The organism is Acetobacterium sp. (genome assembly GCF_030652775.1).
Classification (GTDB): domain Bacteria; phylum Bacillota; class Clostridia; order Eubacteriales; family Eubacteriaceae; genus Acetobacterium.
This window is the reverse complement of sequence record NZ_JAUSPS010000014.1, coordinates 1-24741: the sequence shown is the minus strand read 5'-3', so window position 1 is coordinate 24741 and position 24741 is coordinate 1. Positions and strand designations below refer to the sequence as shown.

18 protein-coding genes are annotated in these 24741 nt (G+C 48.6%); 1 reads left to right on the top strand and 17 read right to left on the bottom strand.

Annotated elements, in window-relative coordinates; translation table 11 throughout:
* Nucleotides 1-479: 479 nt before the first annotated feature.
* Nucleotides 480-2840 (top strand): ATP-dependent DNA helicase, encoded by a 2361-nt coding sequence (locus tag Q7J41_RS03250; RefSeq protein WP_304885199.1) that lies wholly within the window; start codon nucleotides 480-482, stop codon nucleotides 2838-2840.
* A 106-nt stretch (nucleotides 2841-2946) separates the two neighbouring features.
* Here Q7J41_RS03250 and Q7J41_RS03245 read toward each other — a convergent pair whose 3' ends face one another.
* From Q7J41_RS03245 to Q7J41_RS03165, 17 genes are all read right to left on the bottom strand, one after another.
* Complete coding sequence (locus tag Q7J41_RS03245; protein WP_304885197.1) at nucleotides 2947-3192, bottom strand: hypothetical protein; 246 nt, start codon at nucleotides 3190-3192, stop codon at nucleotides 2947-2949.
* Nucleotides 3193-3207: 15 nt separating this feature from the next.
* A complete protein-coding gene (gene dinB / locus Q7J41_RS03240) occupies nucleotides 3208-4461 on the bottom strand; it encodes a DNA polymerase IV (RefSeq protein ID WP_304885195.1) in 1254 nt (417 codons plus the stop codon).
* Between the two features lie 327 nt (nucleotides 4462-4788).
* A complete protein-coding gene (locus Q7J41_RS03235; RefSeq protein ID WP_304885193.1) occupies nucleotides 4789-5292 on the bottom strand; it encodes a hypothetical protein in 504 nt (167 codons plus the stop codon).
* A 41-nt stretch (nucleotides 5293-5333) separates the two neighbouring features.
* Nucleotides 5334-6056 (bottom strand): sulfite exporter TauE/SafE family protein, encoded by a 723-nt coding sequence (locus tag Q7J41_RS03230; RefSeq protein WP_304885191.1) that lies wholly within the window; start codon nucleotides 6054-6056, stop codon nucleotides 5334-5336.
* A 2-nt stretch (nucleotides 6057-6058) separates the two neighbouring features.
* Complete coding sequence (locus tag Q7J41_RS03225) at nucleotides 6059-6847, bottom strand: acyl-CoA dehydratase activase (protein WP_304885189.1); 789 nt, start codon at nucleotides 6845-6847, stop codon at nucleotides 6059-6061.
* A 245-nt stretch (nucleotides 6848-7092) separates the two neighbouring features.
* A complete protein-coding gene (locus tag Q7J41_RS03220; RefSeq protein WP_304885187.1) occupies nucleotides 7093-8451 on the bottom strand; it encodes a 2-hydroxyacyl-CoA dehydratase subunit D in 1359 nt (452 codons plus the stop codon).
* Entirely contained in the window at nucleotides 8435-9637 is a 1203-nt protein-coding gene (locus Q7J41_RS03215; RefSeq protein WP_304885186.1) for a 4Fe-4S binding protein, read from the bottom strand. The genes Q7J41_RS03220 and Q7J41_RS03215 overlap by 17 nt, the downstream gene beginning before the upstream one ends.
* Nucleotides 9634-10899: a 2-hydroxyacyl-CoA dehydratase family protein gene (locus tag Q7J41_RS03210; RefSeq protein ID WP_304885185.1), complete on the bottom strand. Its 1266-nt coding sequence runs from the start codon at nucleotides 10897-10899 to the stop codon at nucleotides 9634-9636. Before Q7J41_RS03210 ends, Q7J41_RS03215 begins: the two co-directional genes overlap by 4 nt.
* Before the next feature lie 233 nt (nucleotides 10900-11132).
* The gene (locus tag Q7J41_RS03205; RefSeq protein ID WP_304885183.1) at nucleotides 11133-11750 is read right to left on the bottom strand and encodes a carboxymuconolactone decarboxylase family protein; all 618 of its coding nucleotides are present in this window, start codon (nucleotides 11748-11750) and stop codon (nucleotides 11133-11135) included.
* Between the two features lie 173 nt (nucleotides 11751-11923).
* Nucleotides 11924-13999, bottom strand: a complete 2076-nt coding sequence (locus Q7J41_RS03200) for an HD domain-containing phosphohydrolase (protein ID WP_304885182.1) — start codon at nucleotides 13997-13999, stop codon at nucleotides 11924-11926.
* A gap of 238 nt (nucleotides 14000-14237) precedes the next feature.
* The gene (locus Q7J41_RS03195) at nucleotides 14238-16043 is read right to left on the bottom strand and encodes an aldehyde ferredoxin oxidoreductase family protein (RefSeq protein WP_304885179.1); all 1806 of its coding nucleotides are present in this window, start codon (nucleotides 16041-16043) and stop codon (nucleotides 14238-14240) included.
* A 46-nt stretch (nucleotides 16044-16089) separates the two neighbouring features.
* Nucleotides 16090-17253 carry an iron-containing alcohol dehydrogenase gene (locus Q7J41_RS03190; protein WP_304885177.1) on the bottom strand — a complete coding sequence of 388 codons (1164 nt, stop codon included), beginning with the start codon at nucleotides 17251-17253 and terminating at the stop codon, nucleotides 16090-16092.
* 331 nt (nucleotides 17254-17584) lie between these two features.
* On the bottom strand, nucleotides 17585-18391 hold the full coding sequence (locus Q7J41_RS03185) for an MBL fold metallo-hydrolase (RefSeq protein WP_304885175.1): 807 nt from the start codon (nucleotides 18389-18391) through the stop codon (nucleotides 17585-17587).
* Between the two features lie 193 nt (nucleotides 18392-18584).
* Nucleotides 18585-21266: an FAD-dependent oxidoreductase gene (locus Q7J41_RS03180; RefSeq protein WP_304885174.1), complete on the bottom strand. Its 2682-nt coding sequence runs from the start codon at nucleotides 21264-21266 to the stop codon at nucleotides 18585-18587.
* Nucleotides 21267-21322: 56 nt separating this feature from the next.
* On the bottom strand, nucleotides 21323-23092 hold the full coding sequence (locus tag Q7J41_RS03175; RefSeq protein ID WP_304885172.1) for an oleate hydratase: 1770 nt from the start codon (nucleotides 23090-23092) through the stop codon (nucleotides 21323-21325).
* A gap of 178 nt (nucleotides 23093-23270) precedes the next feature.
* The gene (locus Q7J41_RS03170; protein ID WP_304885171.1) at nucleotides 23271-24251 is read right to left on the bottom strand and encodes a DUF5692 family protein; all 981 of its coding nucleotides are present in this window, start codon (nucleotides 24249-24251) and stop codon (nucleotides 23271-23273) included.
* A gap of 126 nt (nucleotides 24252-24377) precedes the next feature.
* The coding region (locus Q7J41_RS03165; RefSeq protein ID WP_304885169.1) for a TetR-like C-terminal domain-containing protein at nucleotides 24378-24741 on the bottom strand (364 nt) is incomplete at its 5' end.

The following is a 24741-nucleotide window of genomic DNA, read 5'->3' as shown; positions in this document are numbered from 1 at the left end:
CAGCACTTATTAATTTTTTCATCTACCACCAAAAACAAATACACTTGTTTAATGATCTTGCTGTTTAACATTCTGTTTTATCCAGCAAATTGACAGCTAGACCCTGTTCAAGCCGTGGGAATCATTTTTTATAGAATACCCCCAGGGAAGGTTTGCGATTAAATGCATTTAAATAAAAAAACAGCTAAAAAGCCACCTTAAATCTCGATTAAAATTGCTGTTTTTGACCTTATTTTTTTGATATTCCGGGCTGATACGAGCTAAAGTTTAAGCATTCTTTAAGATATAATTCCCCCTAAGGTCTCTGATCCAATGCGAAATAATCCACTCTTTTCTGCACTTTTCTCCGCCAATTGCTACCACAACACGTACTGATTCGTCAGAGTCATCAGCTATCGTCAAATCTGCTATACTTTCTCTAGCTTTTAGCATAAAATTAAAGATATTAAAGAGCTATCAAAACGATCACAGGTGAAACGATGACCAATCAACCCGAAATAAAACTATCCGTTCGAAATCTGGTGGAGTTTATGCTCCGTTCTGGAAATATCGATTCCCAATTTATCAGCAACGCCAGTGCTCTGGAAGGAACCCGAGCTCACCAGAAAGTTCAGAAAGACAACCAGGACAAGGGCTATACCCCCGAGGTATCGCTAAAATACAGCCTCGAGTATGAAGGCTTCAGCTTCCGCATCGAAGGCCGGGCCGACGGCATCATCGCCAGCGATACCGGGATTATTGTGGACGAGATCAAGTCCACCAACCGACCCCTGGAATACATCGACGCCGACTATAACGCAACCCATTGGGCTCAGGCTAAATGTTATGCCTTTATTTATACGGTTCAGAATGAGCTGCCGGAAATCGGCGTCCAACTGACCTATTTTCAGCTGGATAGCGATGAGATCAAGCAGTTTCTAAAAGTCTTTAGCCAAACCGAACTGACTACTTTCTTTTACGATCTGATCGATCAGTACCTGATCTGGGCTCGTCTGAGCAGCGACTGGGTGACTAAGCGAAATGCCGCCATCAGGGCTCTTAATTTCCCCTTTGAGAGCTATCGCCGGGGTCAGCGGGAACTGGCCGTGGCGGTTTATAAAACCATCGTCGAACATAAAAAACTATTTGTTCAGGCGCCCACCGGGATCGGGAAAACCATGTCGACCCTATTTCCCGCCATTAAATCGATGGCCGAAGGGCATACTGCCAAAATTTTTTATCTGACCGCCAAAACCATTGTCCGGGAGGTGGCCGAGGAAGCCTTTGCCAAAATGGCGGAGCAGGGACTGGCTTTTAAAAGCGTCACCCTCACCGCCAAGGATAAAATCTGTTTTCAGGAAGAAACCATCTGCGATCCCGATCACTGCGAGTACGCCCGGGGTCATTTCGACCGGGTCAACGGCGCTATTCTTGATCTTCTGGAGCAGGAAAACCGCTTGACCCGGCCACTCATTGAAAGCTATGCCCACAAGCATCAGGTCTGTCCCTTTGAATTTTCCCTGGATTTAACCCTCTGGTGTGACTGCGTGATCTGTGATTACAACTATGTTTTTGATCCCCGGGTTTATCTCAAGCGCTTTTTTACCGATAACGGCGGCGACTACACCTTTCTGATTGACGAGGCCCACAATCTGGTGGATCGGGCTCGGTCGATGTTTTCGGCAGAACTTTATAAAAAACCGTTCCTGGAACTGCAGCGCTTGTTTAAGGATACCGATCCCGGCATCGCCAAAGCGCTGGGAAAACTCAACACCCATATGATCGGGCTGCGGAAACTGGCTGAGACCAGCCAGCATTATCGCCAGCCAGAAGCGCCCAAAGATTTCTTGCCGCTGCTACTAAAGTTTATTAATCTGGCCGAAGCATGGCTGGTGAAAAACGAGGGCAACAAATCCCACGAACAACTGCTGGAACTGTATTTCAACGCCCTGACATTTATGCGTACCGCCGAGTTTTATGATGACCGCTATCTGACCTATGTTGAAAATGGCAACGGTGATACTAAAATAAAACTCTTTTGTCTGGATCCCTCCCACCTGCTGGGTGAAGCCATCAAACGCGGCCGGGCGGCCATCTTTTTTTCCGCCACGCTGTCACCGCTGGACTATTTTGCAGAAATTCTGGGCGGCGACCCCGACAGCTATAAAATCAGTCTACCCTCGCCCTTTGACGTCAAAAACCGGGAACTGCTGATTGCCGATACTATCTCCACCACTTTCCGGAACCGCGAAAAAACTTACCCCGCCATTGCCGACCGGATCAAAACGGTGCTGGCGCAACACCCCGGCAACTATCTGGTCTATTTTCCCTCTTATAAATATATGAACGCCGTGTTTGAGATTTTTAGCGACACTTACCCGGAGGTTGTCACCATCCGACAAACCCCCGAAATGAACGAGGAGGATCGGGAGCTGTTCTTGAATCAGTTCCGGCCGGAACCCGGTGCTGCCCTGACCGGGATGCTGGGCTTCGGAGTGCTGGGCGGGATCTTTTCCGAAGGGGTGGATTTAAAGCACGAGGGACTGATCGGCGCCATTATTATCGGGGTGGGTCTGCCTCAAATCTGTTTTGAGCGCGATATTATCCGGGATTATTTTAATGAAAAGAACCACGCCGGCTATGAATATTCCTATCTCTATCCCGGTATGAACAAGGTGCTCCAAGCCGCTGGACGAGTGATCCGAACCGAAACCGACCGCGGCGTAATCGTCCTGATCGATGAGCGCTTCAGCAGCCCCAGCTACCGCCAGCTGTTTCCCCGGGAATGGTTTCCCCATCGCCGGATCCGGAATGAGGCCGAGCTGAAAAAAAACTTGCAGGATTTCTGGGCCCAATGGTGATGCCGCTGCGCTGCCTGTGAACGCAAAAACAGCTGCTGTCTTAGATCGACAGCAGCTGTTTTTGGCCCTAACCGGGTGATCCTAGCTTGGGCATGGTTTGTTTGGATCAGGCTTTTTCCTTGCCCTCGACAAACCATTTGGGTTCTTCATAATAAAGACAGACTTCCTTATTCTGAATCCGGCAAGTGTAGCGAATCCCCTGTCCACCCACCTTCAAGGATACCCCTGGGCGCATATCCAGAACCCGGTCGATTTCAAAAACCCGACCATCTTCCCATAAAACCTGCAGGGGAATAATTCTTCCGTCTTCTTCAAATTTTGCAATCACCTGGACAAATTTTTTTATCGCCATTCTCCAACACCTCCTTTAAAAGTAACCAATCGGATGGATGATATGATCTTTTTTGGGATCCAGGCCGCTCATCTGATCCCCGATGGTGACCGCCCGCCGCAAAGCCAGATTGCCAAAGCGCTTACGCAATTCATCGACAGTCTCATCAAGCCGGGCCTGCCGCACCCGCAGTTCTTCATTGCCAAACAGATCCAGCTGAATCGGGGTTGAGTCCGGCACCAGATCGGTGACCCGCACCCCCATGGAGCGGATATCCGAGCTAAAATCATAATTGTTTTCAAACAGCGCAATCGCCGCTTCCGCTATTTCCCGGGTCAAATCCGAAGGCTTGGCCAGTTTTTGCTGCCGGGTGAAGCTATGCAATTCTTTGTTACGCACATGGATGGCCACGGTCAGACAATAGCAGCCGGTTTCCCGTAACCGCATGGCCACGCTTTCGGTGAGCATGTAGATGATAAATTTCACATCCTTCAGGTCTTTTAAATCCCGGGGGGTAGTGATGCTGTTGCCGATGCTTTTGAGGATCCGTTCGTTGCCGTTATAATGCTCATCAAAGGATTTGACCGAGCTGTCATCCAGGCCATTGGCAAACCGCCATAACACTGCCCCCATTTTGCCAAACTGGAGCACCAGAAAATCCACGGATGTTTCGGCCAACTGTCCGATCGTTACGATGCCGTATTTGAGCAGTTTTTTTTTGGTGGCCGGGCCCACATAGAGGAGGTCTCCAACCTCCTGCTGCCAGACAATTTGGGGGTAATTATCCCGGGTGATGACGGTGATGGCATTGGGCTTCTTATAGTCCGAGCCAAACTTGGCAAAGATCTTGTTCCAGGAAACCCCGATGGACACGGTGATTCCCAGCTCTTCCTGAATATCCCGGCTGATTTTTTCGGCGATCACCAGGCCGTTGCCGTGAATCCGGGCACTGTTGGTGACGTCCAGCCAGGCTTCATCCAGACCGAAGGGTTCCACCTGATCGGAATAGCGATTGTATATCTTGCGAGCCAACCGGGAGAAGCGCAGATACAATTGATAATTTGGGGCTCGGATCACCAGGTCGGGACATTTTCCCCGAGCCTGCCATAACACTTCCCCGGTTTTGACGCCGGCTTCCTTGGCTTTCTGATTCTTGGCCAGAATAATGCCATGGCGTTTCTCCGGATTTCCGCCCACCGCTACCGGAAGATCTCTTATTTCGGGATGATATAAACATTCCACATTGGCATAAAAGCTGTTCATATCTGAGTGTAAAATAATCCGTTCCATGGTTCACCCTTTTAATCCACCTCAATAAAATTAGTACATATGTTCTATTATTATTCTATACCCACCGGCACTCTTTGTCAATGCCTAAATTCTTAACCTCACCCCGTTGCGATTTTTTTATCAACCAATCGGTTCATAAAAAAACAGGACCAGCGCATTTACTGGTCCTGTGGTTTTCAATAAACTGCCGTACCGACCAATTGTTAATCTGTTGTGCGCTGCGGGATCGGACAGGTTTATCAACCTGTTCACCCCGATGCGTACAACATGATGTAACAATTATCGGTACTGGGTTAGGTTCAATAGTTTTACAGCTCCCCGCTTTTTTTAGCTGTAGGTTGCATAATACTCGGCTTCGGCCTGCTGGGCTTTCTGGTTGCCGACGCCACAGCGGGGATTGAGCAATGAACAATTTTTACCGCAGCCGCCGCAGCGCAATTGGGACATAAATTCACTTAAGCTGGGGACATCCGGTTCAGGTTCGGTGACCACTGGTTCGGCCGCTGCCGGGGTTGCTTCGACAATCGCCGGAGTTTCGACTGGTGCGGCCGCTGCCACGGTGACTGATTCCGTAACCATGGTGGATTCCGCAGTGCTACTGGCAGTTTCGCTGGTCGTTGCCGCGGTGCTTGCAGTATCGGCAGTGACGGCAGCGGTGACGCTTTCAGCTTCACCAGCGGCGGCATTATTCTTGACCACAATGGCCGGGGGAATTTCCGCCTGAGCGGCCATCACTTGTTCATAGCTGCGGTAGGTATTGACGCCGACCCCATAGACGATCAGCACAGCAGCGATGGCCGCCACAAATTGCCTGATAATTTTATTCTTCATATTAAATACCTCATTTTTAAATATCTCATTTCAAAACCTCATCAGATCAAGTTGATCAATGCCCCGGCAGAAAACAGGGTTAACAGCACATAGCTGGCTAAGCGAAACCACTGCAGCTGCTGGGGAATTTCTTTGGCAATTTTTCCCGACAGCACTCCGGATAGCAGTACCATCAGCAGTACCGGGGTCAAGGTACTGGCGGCGGCAAAAACCCCGCCCACCAGGGCGGCCGTGACCAGCGGCAAGGTGGTGGCCACCCCCATCATCATGATCAGCGGGGCACAGGGGGATGCTCCATAGGCAAAGCCGGCTGAGAACAACGGGATCAACCCTTTTGCATTGTCCGCTCCTCTTGTTTCATTCTTTTTTTCTTTTTTTTCAACCGTACAACCGGAACAGCTGTGGGCTGGGTTAGAGCGGTTGACTGGTTTTTTGTAATCTACCAGCCATTTTCCGATCAACACCAGCCCCAGGGCAATCATTGCCAGCTCCATCATCAGACCCAGGTTGACCCCGCCGACATAACCGGCAGCATCAATAAACTGACTGCCAATCAACGCCGCCAGGGTACATAACAGCACCACGGCGATGACCTTGCCGATAAAAAAGCTAAAAAAAGCCAACAGCGATTTTTTCATCCCCCCGGCATGAGTAATGATATAGCTGGACAAAAAGACGCTGACCGCTGGACTGCAGCAGGCGCCGCAGCCCAGCCCCACCGACAGGGATGTGGCCAGCACTGGGATCAGTAATGTCAGCCCCATGATCAGACCCGCTCGCTGGCAATCAGGGCGGCCCCAATGGCTCCATTAAACTGGGGGTGTCTGGCCACATAAACGTCCCTCATCATCTCTTCTTCAAAGGCTTTGTGAACCCCGATATTCAGAGCGCCGCCGCCAGTCATTAGAATATCCCCGCCTTTTTCAGCTTTCTTCATCATTTTAATGATCCGTTTGGCCATCGATAAATGCATCCCGGCCAAAATATCCCGGCGGTCATATTTCCGGGCCACCAGGGACACCACTTCCGACTGGGCAAACACCACACAGGTGCTGTTGATGTCGCAGGGAGCCTTGCTTTCCAACGACAGGGGGCCGACCTGATCGATGGTGGTTTCGAGAATCTGGGCAATAACTTCCATAAATTTGCCAGTTCCGGCGGCACATTTATCGTTCATGGTAAAGTTTTTAACGGCGTAATGCGGATCCAGATAGATGATTTTACTGTCCTGGCCGCCGATATCAATAATCATCCCTGGCCGGTAATCTTTTGGGGCGGTTAGTCGCACCCCATAGGCATGGGCGGTAATTTCAGAAATATCGTCATCGGCAATGTCAAAGACCTTGCGGCTGTAACCGGTAGCCATGGTATACCTCACCTGAGTGCGGTTAATCCCCCGGCGCTGACACATCTTTTCAATCAGAGCACTGGCCGCAGCATTGTTGTCAATCCCGGTGTTGGTGACCATCGCATCAACCACCTGGTTCTGGCAGATCAACGCCGCCTTGGTATAGGTTGATCCCCCATCTAATCCGGCATAATAATTTTTATTCATGTTTTTCTCCTGTTTTTTTAATCACTAGACAAACCCAGTACCGACAATTGTTACATCATGTTGTACGCATCGGAGCGGACACGGCAAAGCCTGTCCGACTCTGCGCGCAGGTAACGAGCCAATCACAAGCTCGCTTGTAGTTGGCGACTGCCCGCGACCAATGCGAAAGGAGCACAGCGGATTTCGCATGGCGCAGCGAACAACAGATTAACAATTGGTCGGTACGGCAGTTAAGAGTTAATCTGTCAACCTGCTATTTCCGGTTTTTTCGGCCGCAGGGCCAGATCTTTTAATTTGATCAGCTCAATGAAGGCTTCAATCCGAATCCGCAATTGTTCAATATCTTCTTCATTGTAATCACTTTCCACCCGGATCACCGGTACCCCCAGTTTGCCCAGCTCATCTTCCAAGGTCTGGTATTCAAAATCATAAACCAGACAGCCCCGGAGGACGTGATAAACCACTCCCTGAACCTGATGGTCGGCTATCATCTGTTTGATCCGATAGATCCGCTGGCTATTGTCCACAAAGGTCGGACAGGTGCAGGGCCGGGTGTAGCGATTGGCCAGGGACCGCATCAAACCGTCAAAGCTCTGATCCACCACCACGGTGGGATCGTAAAGCGAACGCTCGCCCATACAGGTTTCATCTCCCACCAGAATGCCCCCGGTTTCTTCAATCAGTAAGGGGATTTTGATATTGGGGAAAATAATCGGCGAGCCGGTGACCATAATCCGGGGCTGCTTGTCTTTGCTGACGTAGTGCTTGTCTTTTTTACGCCGGGCCAGCTCCTGATTAAGGAGATGCAGCTGCTGACTCCACTGCTCCACCGGCATGTAAGAAAAAGCGTTCATCAGGGCCATCGCATGGGTGCCTTTGATTAAGGCCGGGACGTGTTTTTTATAAGTGTTGAACTTTGACATTTGATACTGGGCAAAACCCATCTGATCAATGCTTTTAGCCAGACTTTGATAGCTGATCGTCTGACCGGTGACCTTTTCCAGTTCGGGGATCAGCTGATAAAGTTCCTGGACATACTGCTCCATATCAGTATCATCACTTTTGGCGGTAGGCACATGAAGGGAATAGGTGGGTACCCGTTCCTTCAACATTCCGACCATTTTCTTTTTGCAGTCGCAGGTAATCGGCACCACCATCAGGGCGCAGTCATCATAAATGGGCATCACTTCCATGGCCTGAAAGCCCATCACCGCTTTGATCAGCGGGCAGGCATCCCGGGGCACCAGATCATCGCCAATGGCAAAGGCGGTATAACTGCCGCTGCATAGCTTCACCGGCTGAGCCCCGACGGCGTAGATCAGCTCGTCGGGTACCATCACACAATAGGTGCCGACAATTTTGGTATCGGCCGGTTTTTCGACATTTTTCATATCTACGTAGATATCTTTGAGGACCTTGAAAAATGGTTGCATGGTTTCCGGGGCACCATTTAATTCTTCCAGCCGCCGCAGATATTTGGCTGACACCTTGGTGGCTTTGTCGACAAACCGCTGGCGCTGTCGTTCTTCCATCGTGGTCGGAGGTTTGGTGTTACTTTCGTGATTATTTTCTTGATTGGTTTTTTTATTATAAATCAGACTCATTTTTATCTCTTTTCCTGATAAAGCGTTTTAACTTTCTTTCGGTTTTTTTATGGCCGGACATAAAGGTCTTGCGGGAGGCGCTATAAAATTTCACACCGCCAAAGCTCATCGCTAAAGCTTTATTTTCCGGACATTTATCAATACATTCGCCGCACATAATACAGTCGGCAGTGGTGACATCACTCTTTTCCCGTTCGGTATAAATGGTTTTGATCCCCATCGGACAGGCTTCATAACAGGCTCCACATTCGGTACAGGCCTGACAATCTTTTTTGATCCGGAACAATGAGATCCGATGACCCAACCCGATTAAGTATCCCAACGGACAGATGTTGCAGAAAAAGCGGCGCTTGAAAAAGCTGCCGATGATCACCACAATCATGAAGAACCCACTTAAAAACAGGGATACCTTAAATCCCGCCAGAGCTGGGGAAACCGTGATGGCCGGGCAGATATTACAGAAGTTGCCGCCGACAAAACCAAGCCCCAGAAATAACAGCAGCATCATCCATTTGATCGGTTTTAAGCGCTGGTAGAGTTTTTCATTTAATGACAGCCCTTCAATTTTTAGACCTTGCCGGGTTTCGTGGGTGAGATCCTGAAGCAGTCCCATCGGGCAGAGGAAGCCGCAGATAAACCGGCCCAGCACCACGATCGATAGCAAAAGCGATCCGAAAAAGATGCCGATTTCCGACCAGCTCATCCCCACCAGGGAGTTTAAATGGGACAGGGTATAACAGCTGCTGTCAATCAGCTGATCCTGATTGATGGGGCAGGCAAAAATCGGTATTTCGATATTGCCAAACCCCTGACCCAGCCATTTCACCCCATAGATCAGGCCGAAAAAGCTGATCAGCATGATCAGCCAGCGAATCGTCATAAATCCAAATTTCCGCTGGCTCTTGTTGGTACCCACCGGCCCCAGACTCATTCGTTCACCGACAAAACGCCCCATCACCGGATCGTTCCTGACAATCCGTCGCCGCAGCCACAAACAAAGAACGATACCGATGATCGAGAGCAGCAGGATGATCAGCACCGGGGTGATAGCATAGCCGCTGTCATCGGATCCGAACTCGAAAAAGAACAGGTTGGCGGCAAACAATGATAGCAGTATCAGCACCCCGCAAATGACAATCACCGTCGGGGTGACTGTTTTTCTTAGCTTAAGATAGATTTTTTTCATACGGCTCTTTTTTCCTCACGATAACGATGATGCGCCAGCATTTCCATAAAGGCTTCCATCCGAATTCTTAATTGCTCCACATCCTGGTACTGGTAGTCAGTTTCCAGCCGGAAGACCGGGATCGCTTCTTGTCCAAAAAGCTGTTCAAAACGTTCCAGTTCAAAATCATATTCAATCTGTCCTTTCAGGACATGGAAAACCACCCCTTCAATCCCGCCCTGTTCCAAATGCCAGCAGGCACTCTGATAAAACATCTCATTCTGAGCATAGGCCGCTGAGCAGTCATAGCGGTAATGGCTCTCAATGATGGCGGTAAAGGGATCTCGTTTGCTGGCTTTGTGCTGGGTGCTGCTGGCGTATATTTTTTGGATACTGCTATCCAGAGTGGCCCCAATCTGCAAACCAATGTCACCAATCAGAAAGGGAATCTTATAATTGGGTAAAACCACCGGTGATCCCATTAATAAGATTTTAGGCTTGCTTTGTTCCGCTGCGGAAATCACCTGGCGGTTAGCCAGCAGTTCCAGATTCAATTTGCGCAGATGGCCGCACCATCCTTTGAGATCAGCGGTATAATAATATGAATTAAGAACTGCCATCCGTAGGGCACCGGAGATCAGCCCTTCTTTTTGACGACACACCTGGATAAAATCCCGCATCAGTTTCCGGGCGGTTTCCACCAGCTGGGTGGCCTGAACCAGGTTCTTTTTTGATAGCCGCCGACCGGTATGGTCGGTGAGTTTTTCGGCCAGAAGCTCCATCTGGCCTCGCCATTTAAGCCCGGCCAGGGGATCGCTTTTCTCCGGGGGAATATCCACGGTTACCACTTTTTTTCCGGCCGCACTCAGCAGATAGGCCATTTTGCGGCTGCTGTCGCAGGTGATCGGAACGATAATCAGGGCTTCTGCGCCCAGATCAAAGTGATCATTCAGTAGAAACCCCAGCATCGAGCGGCTGACCGGATCGGTGTCACGGGGTACTAAATCGTCGGACCAGGCCACCGTGCCGAGACTTCCGCCGAGGATCCAAAAGGGTTTTGCCCCGGCGGCATAAATCAATTCTTCGGGAATACTGGTGCCCATCACAATAACTTCCGGTTTTCGCCGGACCATCTTTTCCTGTTTAAAATAGAGATAGGTTGTATTTAAAAAATAGCGGATCGCTTCGATCTGGCTGTTTTCATTAAACAAGGTTCTCAGGGTGTCCATGTATTCACTTTCATAGCTACTGGCTGGTTTGTTTTTTTGGTGATTGACCGTCATCGTCTTACCTCCTAAAGTCATACTAGCGTTATGCCAACGTCATTTTTTTATTTTATGTCCAAATTGTAACAGAGTAGTTTGTGTACCATTTGAACCTTATCTGAACATTAGGTGAAGACGTCCATTTTTCGGGATAAAAAAACAGAGGGTATGATCCTCTGTTTTGGAAAATTGGATATATTTAATCGTTCAGGGTTTGCAAATCAATAGTAGCATAACTGATATAACTTATCTCATTCATATTTGTGATAAAGTAAACAGCGGTCGCTGAATCCGGCTGGCGGTATTCCCAGCCCCTGATTCAGTCTGGCCCAATAATTGACACTGGCAATGGTACTGGCTAACATCACGATTTCGGCTTCCGTAAATTCACGAGTCAGGTTTTTAATGAATTGATCAGACAGGTCTGGCGGGGTACTTGACAGGCTGATGGCATACTCCAGCGCCAGCAGCTCACGCAGGTTGAAGCTATCAACCAACTGCACCTTCTGGTGCCCCTGTAAAACTGCCAGCTCTTCATCGGTGATTCCATTTTTTATGATCCCAACGGCGTTCATGTCAATACAGAATGTGCAGGAGCAGATCAATGAAGCCTGGAGTCTGACCAGATTGAGCAACCGCCGTTCCTGCTCGTCCTTCCCTTTTGCGGTCATCATCTCCAAAACTCCGGAACCAATGGCCGCTCTGGGATACCAGCTTAACAGCCGGGCTGGCAGCAGGTCTTTGCCGGTTTCTTTTTTGGCAATAAACAAGCCGATTCGCAGTAATAACGGTATTTTTTTCGGTGGTTTGATCAATGTTTTGGACATTTGGCCATTGTTATCCAGTTCTTTTTTTGCAGTGCTTTTCATTGCGCACCTCCGCTTATTTTTATATTGACTGTATACCATTATTATTACCCCTTAAACGCTAAACCTGATCCGGCTCCCGGGAACTAAAACAGCCGGAAAAAATTCTCCGGCTGTGGTGGACCTACCAGCTCGAAGCCGTTGGCCTTATAGAAGCCCTATATTTTTTAAGGCTCTTATTTGATCGCATTCTCTTCAATTGCATTTTTTTCAATTACATCCTTAATAAAGACTTCCACTAGAGCCGGATCAAATTGACTGCCGGCATGGTATCGCAACTCATCAATGGCATCCTGCTCCAACATCGCCCGACGATAAGGGCGATCCTGGGTCATCACATCGTAGGCATCCACAATCGCCAGAATCCGCGCCAGCAAGGGGATTTTCTCGGCTTTCAGACCCTGGGGATAGCCAGTACCATCCCAGCGTTCATGATGACAGAGAATATATTCGGCGATCTTGCGCAGTTCCGGCACGGTCTGGGCAATCCGATAACCAACCTCGGGATGCTTTTTGATTTCCGTCCATTCCGCATCGGTTAATTTACCAGTCTTTTGAAGCAGCTTGCTGTCAATGCTGATTTTGCCAATATCGTGAAGAGTTGCCACCAATTCCAGAGCCACCAGGTCCTCCTGATCCAGCCCCAATACCCGACCCAGTTGCTTGGCCAAATCAGCCATCCGCAAGGCGTGAGCTTCGGTTTCGTTACTTTTTTCATAAAGGGTGGTTTTAATAGAATTCATAATGGCAGAATGAAAGCTTTTATATTCCAGCAGTTTTTTCCGGTACATCGATTCCTCGGCCAGCCTAAATACTTTTTCAAAGGGTTCATGCTCCCTGGCCTTGGAGGCATAGCCCAGTGAAATGCTGGTGCTGATCAGTTCATCATCCAGTTTATACCCTTTTTCGCATGATTTTTTTATTTTTTCAACCAGCGCCCCGGCTTCCCGATAGGATGTCTGCGGCAACAGCATGACAAACTCATCCCCGCCGGTTCGCACCAGCACGTCTTTTTCCCGGGCACAGTCTTCCATAATCTTGGCAATGCTGATCAGCAGTTTGTCCCCTTCGCCATGGCCAAAGGCATCATTGATCAATTTGAGCCCGTTGATATCGCCGATAATCAAGGATAAGGGCAAATAGTCCAGATTATCCAACCGTTTCCGTTCTTTCTCGTAATAGCTGCGGTTATGGAGGCCGGTGAGGGCGTCGTGCTGGCTTAGATAAAGGATCTCGGCTTCATTTTTTTTTCGTTCAGTGATATCCCGGCTGACGCCGATTAAACCCAAAATCTCCCCATTGTGACCATAGTAAGGAGTTTTCAGAGTTTCCAGAAAGACTTCCCGGCCATCCGGATAGGTGACAATTTCCTCATTCCGGCGGGACTTTTTTTCACTCATCATGATCAGATCCATTTCTCGAAACAGCGTGGCCATTTCCAGATTAAAGAGATCAAAATCAGTGTGACCCACCAATTCGTCCATAGGTCGGTTAGCAAAACCTTCAAAGGCTTTGTTACAGCCCAAATAAACACTATTTTCGTCCTTATAAAACACCAGATCCGGCAGGGAATCCAGCAGTGAACGTAGTAGTGACTCTTTTTTCTGAAATTCATAATAGAGGTGTTTATAGTTTTCCCGGCTTTCTCGCAGATTTTTTTCTGCGGCCTGGTTTTTGAGGCCTTGGAGCATCACCAGGCACAGTAGTAGTGACCCGATGGGATAAATAATCAGCACCGGCAGAGTGATGGCCTGCAGAACTGCCACCCCCTGTTGATTAGGCAGGGTCAGCATGCAGAACAGCATGGCAAGATGGACAAGCAATCCAAACAAGTACAGCTCCGGCCAGACCTTTTTAGGCTTTTTCAGAATTGCCGGCAGTCGGTATTTATACCAGACCAAGCCAATCAGAGCCGAAGTCCCCGTCACCAGCACCCCGGTGAGAGCCCCGCCGCCACCTAAATAAATCCGGTAGGCCGAGATCAGCAGCGTGGCGATGATGGTCGGGATATAGCCCAAAAATAGACCGGAAACGCTGATCAGAATGGATCGGGTGTCAAAGATAATGCCGTTTGAAAAACTGACAGTATTGATCATCAACAGCATTCCCACCCCGCCCAAAAAAATGCCAAGAATCGCCTCCAGCCACTTTTCACGACTGTCGAAGCGGATAAAAAAGAGATTGTAAACAATGCTGATGGAAAGCAACAGGGCGGTATTATAGAGCAGGTTCTTGATCAGTTCCGATGACATAATGGTCTCACCCCTTTTCTGGTTGGGCTGTTTGGTTATTATTATACCCGCTTCCGGTGGTTTAATTCATGAGTTTTAATGAACCGGGGATATAAAAACAGACAACGATTCTTCGCCACATTGGGTGCCACGATGACAAGGTACATTTTTATTGATGACAATCCAATTGCCAAGATCAGCCATGCAGGTCGTTAATCCAGCAACGATAAAAGGGACGATCAATGATCGTCCCTGAGACTTATTCTGATAGCAAGCCTAATTTTTCAAGTCGTTCTTCGGTCGGAATCCCATCTTCATCCCAGCCCCGTTCTTTATAGTACAGTGGCAGCAATTCATCCAGTTTATGAACCCAACCTTTTGTCGGTCCATCCGGCATTGCTTCTACTAATAGCCGCGGTGGCAAGGTATCTTCTGCTGGCGAAACACCCGCTTCTAAATTAAAGAGTTTTTCCAGATTCCAGATCCGTTCTCCGGCCAACAGGATATCGTCAGCGGTCCAATCGGTTCCCAATGTTTCATTGAGCATTTCGGCATATTGCTGAGCTCCGAGGGCAAAGGACGTAAACAGACATAAGCCGGTGGAATCAATCACCGCGGTCAGATCCTGGAATATTTTTGTCCAGACTTCTTTACCAGCAAGATCAAAACGATCCAGTTTTTCTGGCAAACCAAGGATTTCAGGTGAAATCAGGTAGCCCCGAACATGACATCCGCCCCGGTTGGAGGTTGCATATTGAAGACCCATCCCCTGGATTCCCCGGGGGTCATAAGCTGGCAGATCCTGTTTCTTAACTGACATCGAGTATTCGGGAACGCCGAAAAAATCAGCCAAACGGTAGGAACCGCGAGCCAGTAAATCGCCGAAGCCTTCCCGATTCCCCATCTTTTTCAGCCAGTGGACAACCGAATCGGCATTGCCGAATTTGAGGATCACATCGTCATCCAACATTTCATCGGTGATATAACCACGTTGATACAATTCCATGGCAGCTGCCAGGGTTGCCCCGGCGGAAATAGTATCCAGGCCCATTTCGTTACACCAGTAGTTGGCATCGATAACCACTTCCATGTCGTCAATTCCGAGATCGCCGGCAAATACCCAAAGGGTTTCATACTCCGGTCCGCCAATGCCATCCGGGCTATGTTCGCTTTTGACCCAGCGGCCGCAGCCAATTGGACAATGGTGGCAAGGATTACGTTTGATCAGATATTTTTCAGTCATGGTTTCGCCGCTAACGGCTTCGGCATCGGGATCTTGTCCTTCCTGGAAGTTCTTGGTCGGGTAAACCCCATGTTCATTGATAATATTAACCAGTACGGCGGTTCCATAGGTCGGCAGTCCGCCGCCGGTAACGCCGTTTTCTTTTAGTAAGGTCCGACATTCTTTGGTAACCGCTTTTAAGCCATCGGGATTGGCAATTTCCGGTTTTAAATTTCCTTTAACGGTAATGGCTTTCAAGTTCTTTGAGCCCATCACCGCACCAACACCGGAACGGCCGGCGGCCCGATCTTTTTCGTTGATGATGGCAGCCATCTGAGACAGTTTTTCGCCCGCCGGACCGATGAGCAGAACTTTTGCACCAGGATGTTTTTTTATCAGCTGATCACTGACTTCGCTGGTGTATTTACCCCAAAGATCAAGCGCCGGTAAGATTTCGGCCTTTTCTTCGTCAATATTGAGATAAACCGGCAAACTGGCCTTGCCTTCAACAATAATGGCATCATAGCCAGCATATTTCAGGTAGGCGCCCCACTCTCCACCAGAGTTTGACGAAGCGATGCAGCCGGTTAGCGGTGATTTTGTCACGACCATATAGCGGCCGCCGGTGGGTGTTGCTGTTCCAGATAACGGCCCGTTGATGAAAATTATTTTGTTTTCTGCCGCAAAGGGATCTACCTTGGGATCTACCTCATCGGTATACAGCTTTGTCCCCAAACCACGACCGCCGATAAATTTCTTGGCCAGCTCAAAATCCAGCGCTTCGGTTGTCACTTCACTGGTTGTCAAATTGACACGTAAAATTTTTCCCATGTAACCAAACATTTCGTATGCCTCCAAAATTATTTTTATTCGTTGTGAATCAGACGTTTTACAATGCGTTTTTAAAGATCTGAATAACATCTTCCAGCTTGGCCTGACGTGGATTCGTGGCACTGCAAGCGTCTTTCATGGCGTTTACGGCCATCAGTTCGAAATCTTCTTCTTTGGCCCCCAACGCTGCTAGTCCTGATGGAATGCCGATATCCTGGGATAACTGGACAATCGCATCGAGGCCTTTTTCAGCCGCATCTCGAACCGATAGACCACTTATGTTTTCACCCAACGCAACAGCAATATCAGCCAGCCGTTGAGGGTTGCTGTTTAAATTAAAGCGCTGAACATGCGGCAACAGGATCGCATTACAAACGCCATGAGGGAGATCGTAAAAGCCACCCAACTGATGAGCCATGCCATGGACATATCCCAAACTGGCGTTATTAAATGCCATTCCGCCCAAGAACTGGGCATAGGCCATGTTATTTCGGGCGACAAAGTTCTGCCCGTTGGCAACCGCCTGACGCAAGTTTTCACCAATCAGTTTGATTGACATCAGGGCAGCGGCATCGGTAATCGGGGTAGCAATAGTTGACATATAAGCTTCCACTGAATGGGTCAGGGCATCCATCCCGGTTGCTGCCGTTAATCCCGGAGGCATCCCCATCATCATGATCGGGTCATTGACGGAGATGGTTGGAGTACAGCGCCAGTCAACGATGGCCATTTTAACGTGGGTATCGGTGTTGGTGATAATGCAGAAACGGGTCATCTCACTGGCTGTTCCGGCGGTGGTGTTGATGGCAATCAGCGGTTTCATCGCTTTTTTGCTTTTATTGACGCCTTCAAAATCGCGGATGTGCCCGCCATTTCCGGCCACCATGCCAATTCCTTTGGCACAGTCATGGGACGATCCGCCACCTAAAGAGACGATTAAATCACATTTTTGTTCCTTGAATACCGCCAGGCCATCATGAACATTAATATCGGTCGGGTTTGGTTGCGCACCCGCAAAAACGACTACTTTCAGACCCGCTGCTTCAATGATTTCTTTAACCTGATCGGCGACGCCCATTTTTTCCAGGCCGGCGTCAGTGACAATTAAGGCCTTTTTTAAACCGAGGGACTTTGCCTGAACGCCCACTTCTTTTACTGAACCCGGTCCCATCAAATTGACAACGGGCATAAAAAACCCAAACACTTGATCTGCAATAGCCATAATAAAGTACCTCCTTGAATTTTAATAAATCTGTAACCTGAATCTGTTTTGGCCAAACCCCGCCTATTCTAAACCGGCATTACCTCCATCCTGATAAAATATTACTGAATCCGCCGAATTGCAAACGTTTTCTATGTATAATATACTACCACTTTTTTTCTGAAATCCACATATTCTTAAGAAAAATAAGAAAAAACCACCGTATCCTGATAACGGTGGTTTAGATATGGGGATGTTCTACCTCTCATAACAACTGGGGGAATATCTCAAAGCAATCAGTTTTTCTTAACCTTCGGAAGCTTTCGTACTTTCCTCTTCAGGCATTTGATCCCTAGAGTTCAAATACCTCCAGATCATCTGGTACCAGCAGGTTCCCCGCAAAAAACGGTGCGCCCTCGGCGGTGTATAGCGCCTTCCGGTTAGCCAGATTGCGATCTTCGGTATGATAAAGAATCAGGTTAGCCACTTCCAGCCGGGCGCCGATTTCACAGGCATCTTTAACGGTGGTATGAGCCTTTTCATAGGGCCGGAACCGTTCCCGATCGGCATAAAGGCAGAAGGCCTCATGCAACAACCAGTCGGATTGGAAGGCCTGATCAAATTCATGCTCCTGAAAGGGTTCGTCCCCCAGAAAAGTCAGCCGCCGTCCCGATGACAACGTCATGGCAAAACCAAACTGCTTGGCTTTCTGTGACTGAATATCAAAAAAAGTCACTTTGTTACCGAGAATTTTTTTCGTTTTCCCGTCTTTGACAATCCGGAACACCACCCGATCGCCGATCAGCTTGACAAATTTCTCCGGCAGGGTCAGTTTAACAATCGTCATTGCTGTTTTCTTCAGCTCAGCATGGCAGTAGATCGTCAGATTACCTTGGTATTGGCCACTGCGGATCTGGCCAATGATCATCCGGATCAGCCAGATCAGTCCCAACAGATGATCGGTATGTCCATGACTAATAAAAATCTCATGAATCTGCTCCAGTCCAATTTCGGCCCGCTCCAGCTGGGTCAAAATGCCGTTGCCGCCGCCGGCATCGACCAGAAAATAGTCCTCGCCCTGCTGGATGGCAAAGCAGGTATTATAACACCGGGTGACCGCCGCATTGCCGGTTCCCAGAATAATTAACCGTTCACTCACTTGGTTTCCTCCATTTTTTAAGTATTCGTCGCTTGTTTTTAAATCGATTATACTCGAAAATGGTTTATTTATCCAGATTCACCACAATTTTCTTTTTTTGGTCAACACCCGACAATCTCTTTGATCATAAACTCTTTGTCGTAGTGTATTTCGCCATCATCACGGTCTTCACCTCGCTGGTCGTCAAATCTTGCTATTTTGAAAAAATTGAATGAAAGGTTTTTTTTGTATTTTTAACGGCAATACGACCTTGTCGCTTAATGACATGTTTAATCACGGCTGGTTTCATTTCCTTTAACTCCATCCCCGGCTGGTCATATTGCCGAACCAGTGAAATGGCATCAAATTTGCATTTAGTGGTACAGACCCCGCAACCTACGCATTGATGCTGATCCACAAAGGTAGCGCCGCAACCAAGGCACCGTTCAGTTTCCTTCTTGATCTGTTCCTCAGTAAAGGTCACCCGGAGATCTAAAAAGGTCTCTTTTGAAAGGTTGCCATCCACATGAAGAGCCCGTTGTCGGGGCATCCGGTCATAGCCAGCGATGTTCAGATTCTTCGTATCAAGCGCATGATACTCGCGATCCCGGGCGATTAACAGATTATCTCCCTGAACATAACGATGAATCGAGACGGCTCCCTGTTTACCCAGAGCGATGGCATCAATAGCAAACTTAGGGCCAGTCAATGCATCTCCACCAGCAAATACATCCGGTTCTCCGGTCTGATAGGCAATCGGATCGGCTTTAATGGTCTTGTTGAGATTTAATTCAATTCTTGAACCTTTCAGCAGTTCGCCCCAGGCCATGCCTTGACCCACTGAAATCAGGACATGATTGGCTTTTACAATTTTAATATCGTTATCATCAAACTGGGGATTAAACTTACCTGTTTCATCGACAACCGACACACATTTCTTAAATTCCACCCCCACTACCTGGCCATTTTCGACCAGAATGCGTTGTGGTCCCCAGGAATTGTTGATGATAATTCCTTCTGCGACGGCTTCGTCAATTTCTTCATCCAGCGCCGGCATTTCCGGGCGGCTTTCCAGACAGAACATGTCGACAGATGCTGCTCCGACCCGCTCAGCGGTTCGAGCCACGTCAATAGCCACATTACCGCCGCCGATGACGATGGCCGGGCCGCTTAACTTGACATCCTCGCCCAAACCGACCTGACGCAGGAAATCCACTCCGGTAACGACGCCAGCGGCATCTTCACCCTCCAGTCGGAGTTTTTTTCCAGCCTGGGCGCCAATGGCCACATAAAAGGCGTCATAGCCTAATTTTCGCAGGGCTGGCAGGGTAATATCCTGACCCACCTCAATGCCGGTTTTAAATTCTACCCCTAATTCCTTTAACACCTCAATTTCAGCCTCGACAATTTCTTTTCCCAACCGGAAGTTGGGAATCCCCAACGTCAACATGCCCCCCAGTTTTGGCTGTTTTTCAAAAACAGTGACCTGGTAACCGTCTACCGCCAGAAAATAGGCGCAGGACAATCCGGCCGGACCGGCGCCGATCACCGCAATCTTTTGCGGCCGTTGTGGTTTTTTCTCGGGTACAAAGCGGTGTTCCGCTTTCAAATCCTGGTCGGCCAGGAATTTCTTGACCTCATCCACGGCCAGAGCTTCATCAAGACTGCCCCGGGTACAGGCGATTTCGCACTTTCTCGGGCAGATCCGGCCGCAAATGGCCGGAAAGGGGTTTTCTTTCTTAATCAGCTCCAGGGCATCCCGATAGCGACCCTGGGCGGCCATCTTGATATAGCCCTGGACAGCGATATGAGCTGGACATTCGGATTTACAGGGACTCGTCCCGCTGTCCTCAACAAAGATCCGATGACGGTAGTCATAATTCCATTTATCTTTACCCCACTGGGTATCATAGGGGGTATCCTTGACGGCCAGAACCGGCAGGGGATTGGTGGTACATAAATTTTGTCCCAGAGTGGCCGCCCCGGCCTGACAATTTTCTACGCATTCTCCGCAAGCCACACATTTATCCTTGTCCACCTGAGCCACATAGTTGGAGCGGGACCAGTCGGGGTTGCGGTAGAAAGTGGTATTGCGAAGCCCGAAACAGGAACAGCCACAGCAGTTGCAGACGGCCAGGGCATTTCCCGGCCCTGATAAATTGGGGATCGAATGAACCAGCCCTTCTTTTTCGGCCTGGTCACAGATGGCAAAAGCCTGTTCCCGGGTGATCTCTCTACCTTTGCCGGTGCGGATATAATATTCCGCGGCCGGCCCCACCTGGATGCACATATCTTCGATGGTATGGCCGCAGCCTTCGCCGATGGAGCGCATCGAGGTACGACAGGCACAATCCGCCGATGAAAAGACCTCATGGCTGTTGAGAATGTGTGAAATTTCCTCATAGGAGGCTCGTCTGGTATCGCCGTCAATGGCACTTTCAATGGGGATCACCCGCATCACCCCGGATCCGATGGGGATGTTTCCGGCCATCAACCCACCCAGTTTCCGAGTGTATTCTTCAAAACAGGCGGCGATGTCGGGATACTTGGCCACATTTTCCTTATTGACAACCATGTATTCCATGACGCCGGGCACAAAGAGTTCCAGACAGTAGACATCCACACCGTTTTCGGTTTCGACCTTGATCGAGCCGTCAACCGCCATCTTATAGAGAATTTTTTCAACCTCATCCACCGGCTTGCCACAGAGTTTGGCGACTTCGGCGGCAGTTTTATACTGCCGAATCTCCAGCTTGAGGGCAACTTCCGCCTCTTCATCGGAGGTAACCGGTGCCAGGATCCGATATTCCGGGTCGCTGGGTTTTACTTTGACAACACCACCGGTGATCCCGGCAGCAATTTTATTAGCCAGTTCAAGAACCTTTTTCTTTACCATCTTATTTCTCCACTTCTCGATTTTGTTGATTAATAATAACCATCAGAAATAATACTCTAAATAATATGATAGCGCTGTAATACCTCTTCGATGACCGTGCCGGAAATTTTCTTCAGACCTTTCTTTTTAATAAAGTTCATCACCAAGGGGAGCTTCTTATCCCCAGGTTTATTGCCATCCATCATTTTGACGGTGGAATCCAGTAGCACCCGGACATCATAGCAGGAAGCAAATACCTCCGGCACCCCCCGATCAATATCCAACAAGGTATAAACAGCCTCCATCCCGGTTCTCACTGAGTATTCGGTGGTAAACACCGTATCCCTTGGCGTCTCGGCGAATTGTCCCAGAAAGGCGAAATTTTCGGCACCTCCCGGTACCACCTGAGGTCGGTCCCCTTTTGTCCGGGGCATAAAGAAGGCAGTAATATAAGGCATCATACAAGGAATGGTATGAGCCGATTTGGTGGCCATGTCATGAATCTGCGATTCCGGCACGCCCATGTGATACAGCCATTCTTCGGTGATCTCCACCCCGGTGCATTCTTTCATCGGCTTTTTGATATAGTTCCCCGGCACTTCCGAAAACAAACCGTAGACCCAGACCGTCAGCTGATCTTTTGGCTGTTCCTTGAAATGGGGTTGACGATTAACCGTATAACTCAGCATCCAGTTGGAATCCTGAGCGGTGATGATCCCCCCGGTGACCACCTTGCCGTTAAAGGGATCGCGCTTGCAGATCTTTTCGATGTAGGGCGGAATCCGATCGTCCAGAGTGGTGACAGTAGCCGATTCCCAGTTGGTTGCTTTGGCATTGGTGCAGAATTTATCCGGTTTCCCAAAGGCTGGATCCTGTTTGGCAATATTGCGCCACAGCTCCCAGCAGCCCCGGATCGAATCATCAAAGACTGGCGCCTGGTGATCGTCGCCGAGGGTTGAGTTTTCGGTACAGCTACCGTTGGTAATAAAGACCAGTTCATTTTTTGTCAGTGGGATAACGTCTTCTTTGCCAGCCCGTTTGCAGATGATTTTGGTGGCCTGTTTTTTTCCTTTTTTAATGTCGAAAATAACATTGGTAACCAGGGTATCGTATTGGAAGTGAACCCCATGGGCTTCCAGGTATCGAACCATCGGTAGAATCAGCGATTCGTACTGATTGTATTTGGTAAACTTCAGCGCCGATAAATCTGGCAGTCCGCCAATATGATGAATAAATCGTTGCAGATATAGTTTCATTTCCAGGGCTGAGTGCCAGTCCCTAAAGGCAAACATGGTGCGCCAATACAGCCAGAAGTTGGAAGACAACAATTCCTCTGAGAAAACCTCATCAATCCGCTTGTCATACAGGTCGCAATCCTTGGTCATAAACAGTTTGACCATTTCCTCTGAGGCTTTTTCACTGAGGTCAAACTTGCCTCCCAGTTGGGCATCCCGGCCCCTGTTTTTGGTGACCCGCATCAGTGAATAGTTGGGATCGGCCTTGTTCAGCCAATAAAACTCATCCAGCACTGAAACGCCCTCGGTTTCGATCGAAGGGATCGATCGGAACAGATCCCAGAGACATTCAAAATGATTTTCCATTTCCCGGCCACCCCGGATGATAAAACCTTTCTGATTATCCTTGATCCCATCACAGGCACCGCCGGGAAGACTCAGTTCTTCCAGAATATGAATATTTTCGCCTTTCATTTGGCCATCCCGGATCAGAAAACAGGCTGCTGCCAGAGATGCCAGACCGGCCCCCACCAGGTAAGCCGATTTTTCATCCACATCCACCGGTTTCAGGGGACGGGCAAATGCTTCATAATTACCATTGCTATAATACATTGTGATTACCTCCAATTTTTATGATCAGGTAATTGCGAAATTCCAAAGCATCGTCCTTGCTTAAGTTTGCTCACTTTGACGAATTTTGCAATTGCCTGTCGGAAAACTTTTATTAGCCTAAATTACTTACACTGACATAGTTAATCAAACTAGAACCTCTAAACGCTATCCTGAACGCTTATTCAGCCAGCGCCTTGACGGCTTTGTATGGTGCCAAATCAATATACAGTTCGCCCCGATAAGGATTTATTCTGGTCTTGAGGATCTTATAAAGCATATAACCAAAGACCCCGATATTGACAACTAAAGCCAAGCTGCTAAAGACAAACAGCGGTAGGGGATTATAGGTTGATGCCACGGCAAAGCTACCCTGATCAATAAAAGCCGGGAAGGTCTGAGCAAACATGCACCAGATCGCCAGCGTTTGAGCACGGTGCTGTAACCATGCGCCTTTTCCTACCGTAAATGCGCACAGCGTCGGTGCCAGCAGCAACGCAAAACCACAATACCAGGCATGTCCGGGCAGGCAGTTATAGGTGTAGGCAAAATTCCATAAATCATAGGCGATGATCCAAAACCAGAGCATGTCCGGCCAGAGCATATCCTTACTGCCGTCTGTGGCCGTCCGTTTTTTAATGACGATCCCGAACCATCCGGTGATGGTGATAATATTCAGGATCCCGGCTATTCCATTGAGATAATTCCAGGGTCCGCCCAGCACGTACATCGCTTCGTCAGCTAGAATCCCGCCGCCGGCATACTGCATCCCGATCTGAAAATCCCGGGATACGGCCTCCAAAATATTGATGGCCAGAATCAGAGCCGGAAAAACCAGCACCCATTTGACATCTGCCAATCGTTTTTCTTGCCCCGTGGATTTGTTTTTCCACTTAACATGACGGATGCACCAGAAACCGATGCAACCAGCGGTGGCTGAATAGACCTTAGCCAGATGAAACCAGTCGGTATAAGTGGTATCCCTTAATACCGTAAACCATAAGGTTGAAAGGATGATCGGTAAAATAACGAAACTGAAAAAGCCAACCGCTTTCCACCGCCGGGCTACTTCATTAAACGCAAAAAGCGCAATGAAGACGATTAACCATACGCCCCACACGCTTAATGCCGATGCCCCCTCAGCGTAGTTGAAAACAAACATAATTGTTCCTCCTTGAACGATTTAATGTCTGCATTATACATCCATTGTTAAAACTTCTTCAATAGACAGATAAAAGGAAGTGTCGACTTTGACACTTCCTTTTATCTGAAAAACTACTCGCTAAAATTATTCAATATCGGCTTTGACAAAGGCTTCCACGGAACGGGGAATACTACCTTGGATCATGATTAACAACTTTTTCAGGATGATTTCCGGTTCTTCTTCCATCCCTTCGGCGACCCAGTCGATCAGTAAACCATTAAACACATGGCGATAAAAATTGACGATGAATTTCTGATCCGCTTCCTTTAAAGAGACGTCCAGTTTTTTTACGCATTCATCAACCACGTAATCCAGCAAGCGGTTGGAAAGATGAGTCAGGTAGATCTGGGCTTCCGGCCAGTAGGACGAATGGTAGATGTGCAGAATCATCTTGGCGTTGCGCCTGGTATAATTCATGGTGGCCAGAAACCCGTTCCCCCAGGTTTCA

Excerpts from the sequence above, each read along its gene's own strand:
- Q7J41_RS03250 (WP_304885199.1), top strand. The coding sequence starts at position 480 with ATGACCAATCAACCCGAAATAAAACTATCCGTTCGAAATCTGGTGGAG.
- Q7J41_RS03245 (WP_304885197.1), bottom strand. The coding sequence starts at position 3,192 with ATGGCGATAAAAAAATTTGTCCAGGTGATTGCAAAATTTGAAGAAGAC.
- dinB (WP_304885195.1), bottom strand. The coding sequence starts at position 4,461 with ATGGAACGGATTATTTTACACTCAGATATGAACAGCTTTTATGCCAAT.
- Q7J41_RS03235 (WP_304885193.1), bottom strand. The coding sequence starts at position 5,292 with ATGAAGAATAAAATTATCAGGCAATTTGTGGCGGCCATCGCTGCTGTG.
- Q7J41_RS03230 (WP_304885191.1), bottom strand. The coding sequence starts at position 6,056 with ATGGGGCTGACATTACTGATCCCAGTGCTGGCCACATCCCTGTCGGTG.
- Q7J41_RS03225 (WP_304885189.1), bottom strand. The coding sequence starts at position 6,847 with ATGAATAAAAATTATTATGCCGGATTAGATGGGGGATCAACCTATACC.
- Q7J41_RS03220 (WP_304885187.1), bottom strand. The coding sequence starts at position 8,451 with ATGAGTCTGATTTATAATAAAAAAACCAATCAAGAAAATAATCACGAA.
- Q7J41_RS03215 (WP_304885186.1), bottom strand. The coding sequence starts at position 9,637 with ATGAAAAAAATCTATCTTAAGCTAAGAAAAACAGTCACCCCGACGGTG.
- Q7J41_RS03210 (WP_304885185.1), bottom strand. The coding sequence starts at position 10,899 with ATGACGGTCAATCACCAAAAAAACAAACCAGCCAGTAGCTATGAAAGT.
- Q7J41_RS03205 (WP_304885183.1), bottom strand. The coding sequence starts at position 11,750 with ATGAAAAGCACTGCAAAAAAAGAACTGGATAACAATGGCCAAATGTCC.
- Q7J41_RS03200 (WP_304885182.1), bottom strand. The coding sequence starts at position 13,999 with ATGTCATCGGAACTGATCAAGAACCTGCTCTATAATACCGCCCTGTTG.
- Q7J41_RS03195 (WP_304885179.1), bottom strand. The coding sequence starts at position 16,043 with ATGTTTGGTTACATGGGAAAAATTTTACGTGTCAATTTGACAACCAGT.
- Q7J41_RS03190 (WP_304885177.1), bottom strand. The coding sequence starts at position 17,253 with ATGGCTATTGCAGATCAAGTGTTTGGGTTTTTTATGCCCGTTGTCAAT.
- Q7J41_RS03180 (WP_304885174.1), bottom strand. The coding sequence starts at position 21,266 with ATGGTAAAGAAAAAGGTTCTTGAACTGGCTAATAAAATTGCTGCCGGG.
- Q7J41_RS03175 (WP_304885172.1), bottom strand. The coding sequence starts at position 23,092 with ATGTATTATAGCAATGGTAATTATGAAGCATTTGCCCGTCCCCTGAAA.
- Q7J41_RS03170 (WP_304885171.1), bottom strand. The coding sequence starts at position 24,251 with ATGTTTGTTTTCAACTACGCTGAGGGGGCATCGGCATTAAGCGTGTGG.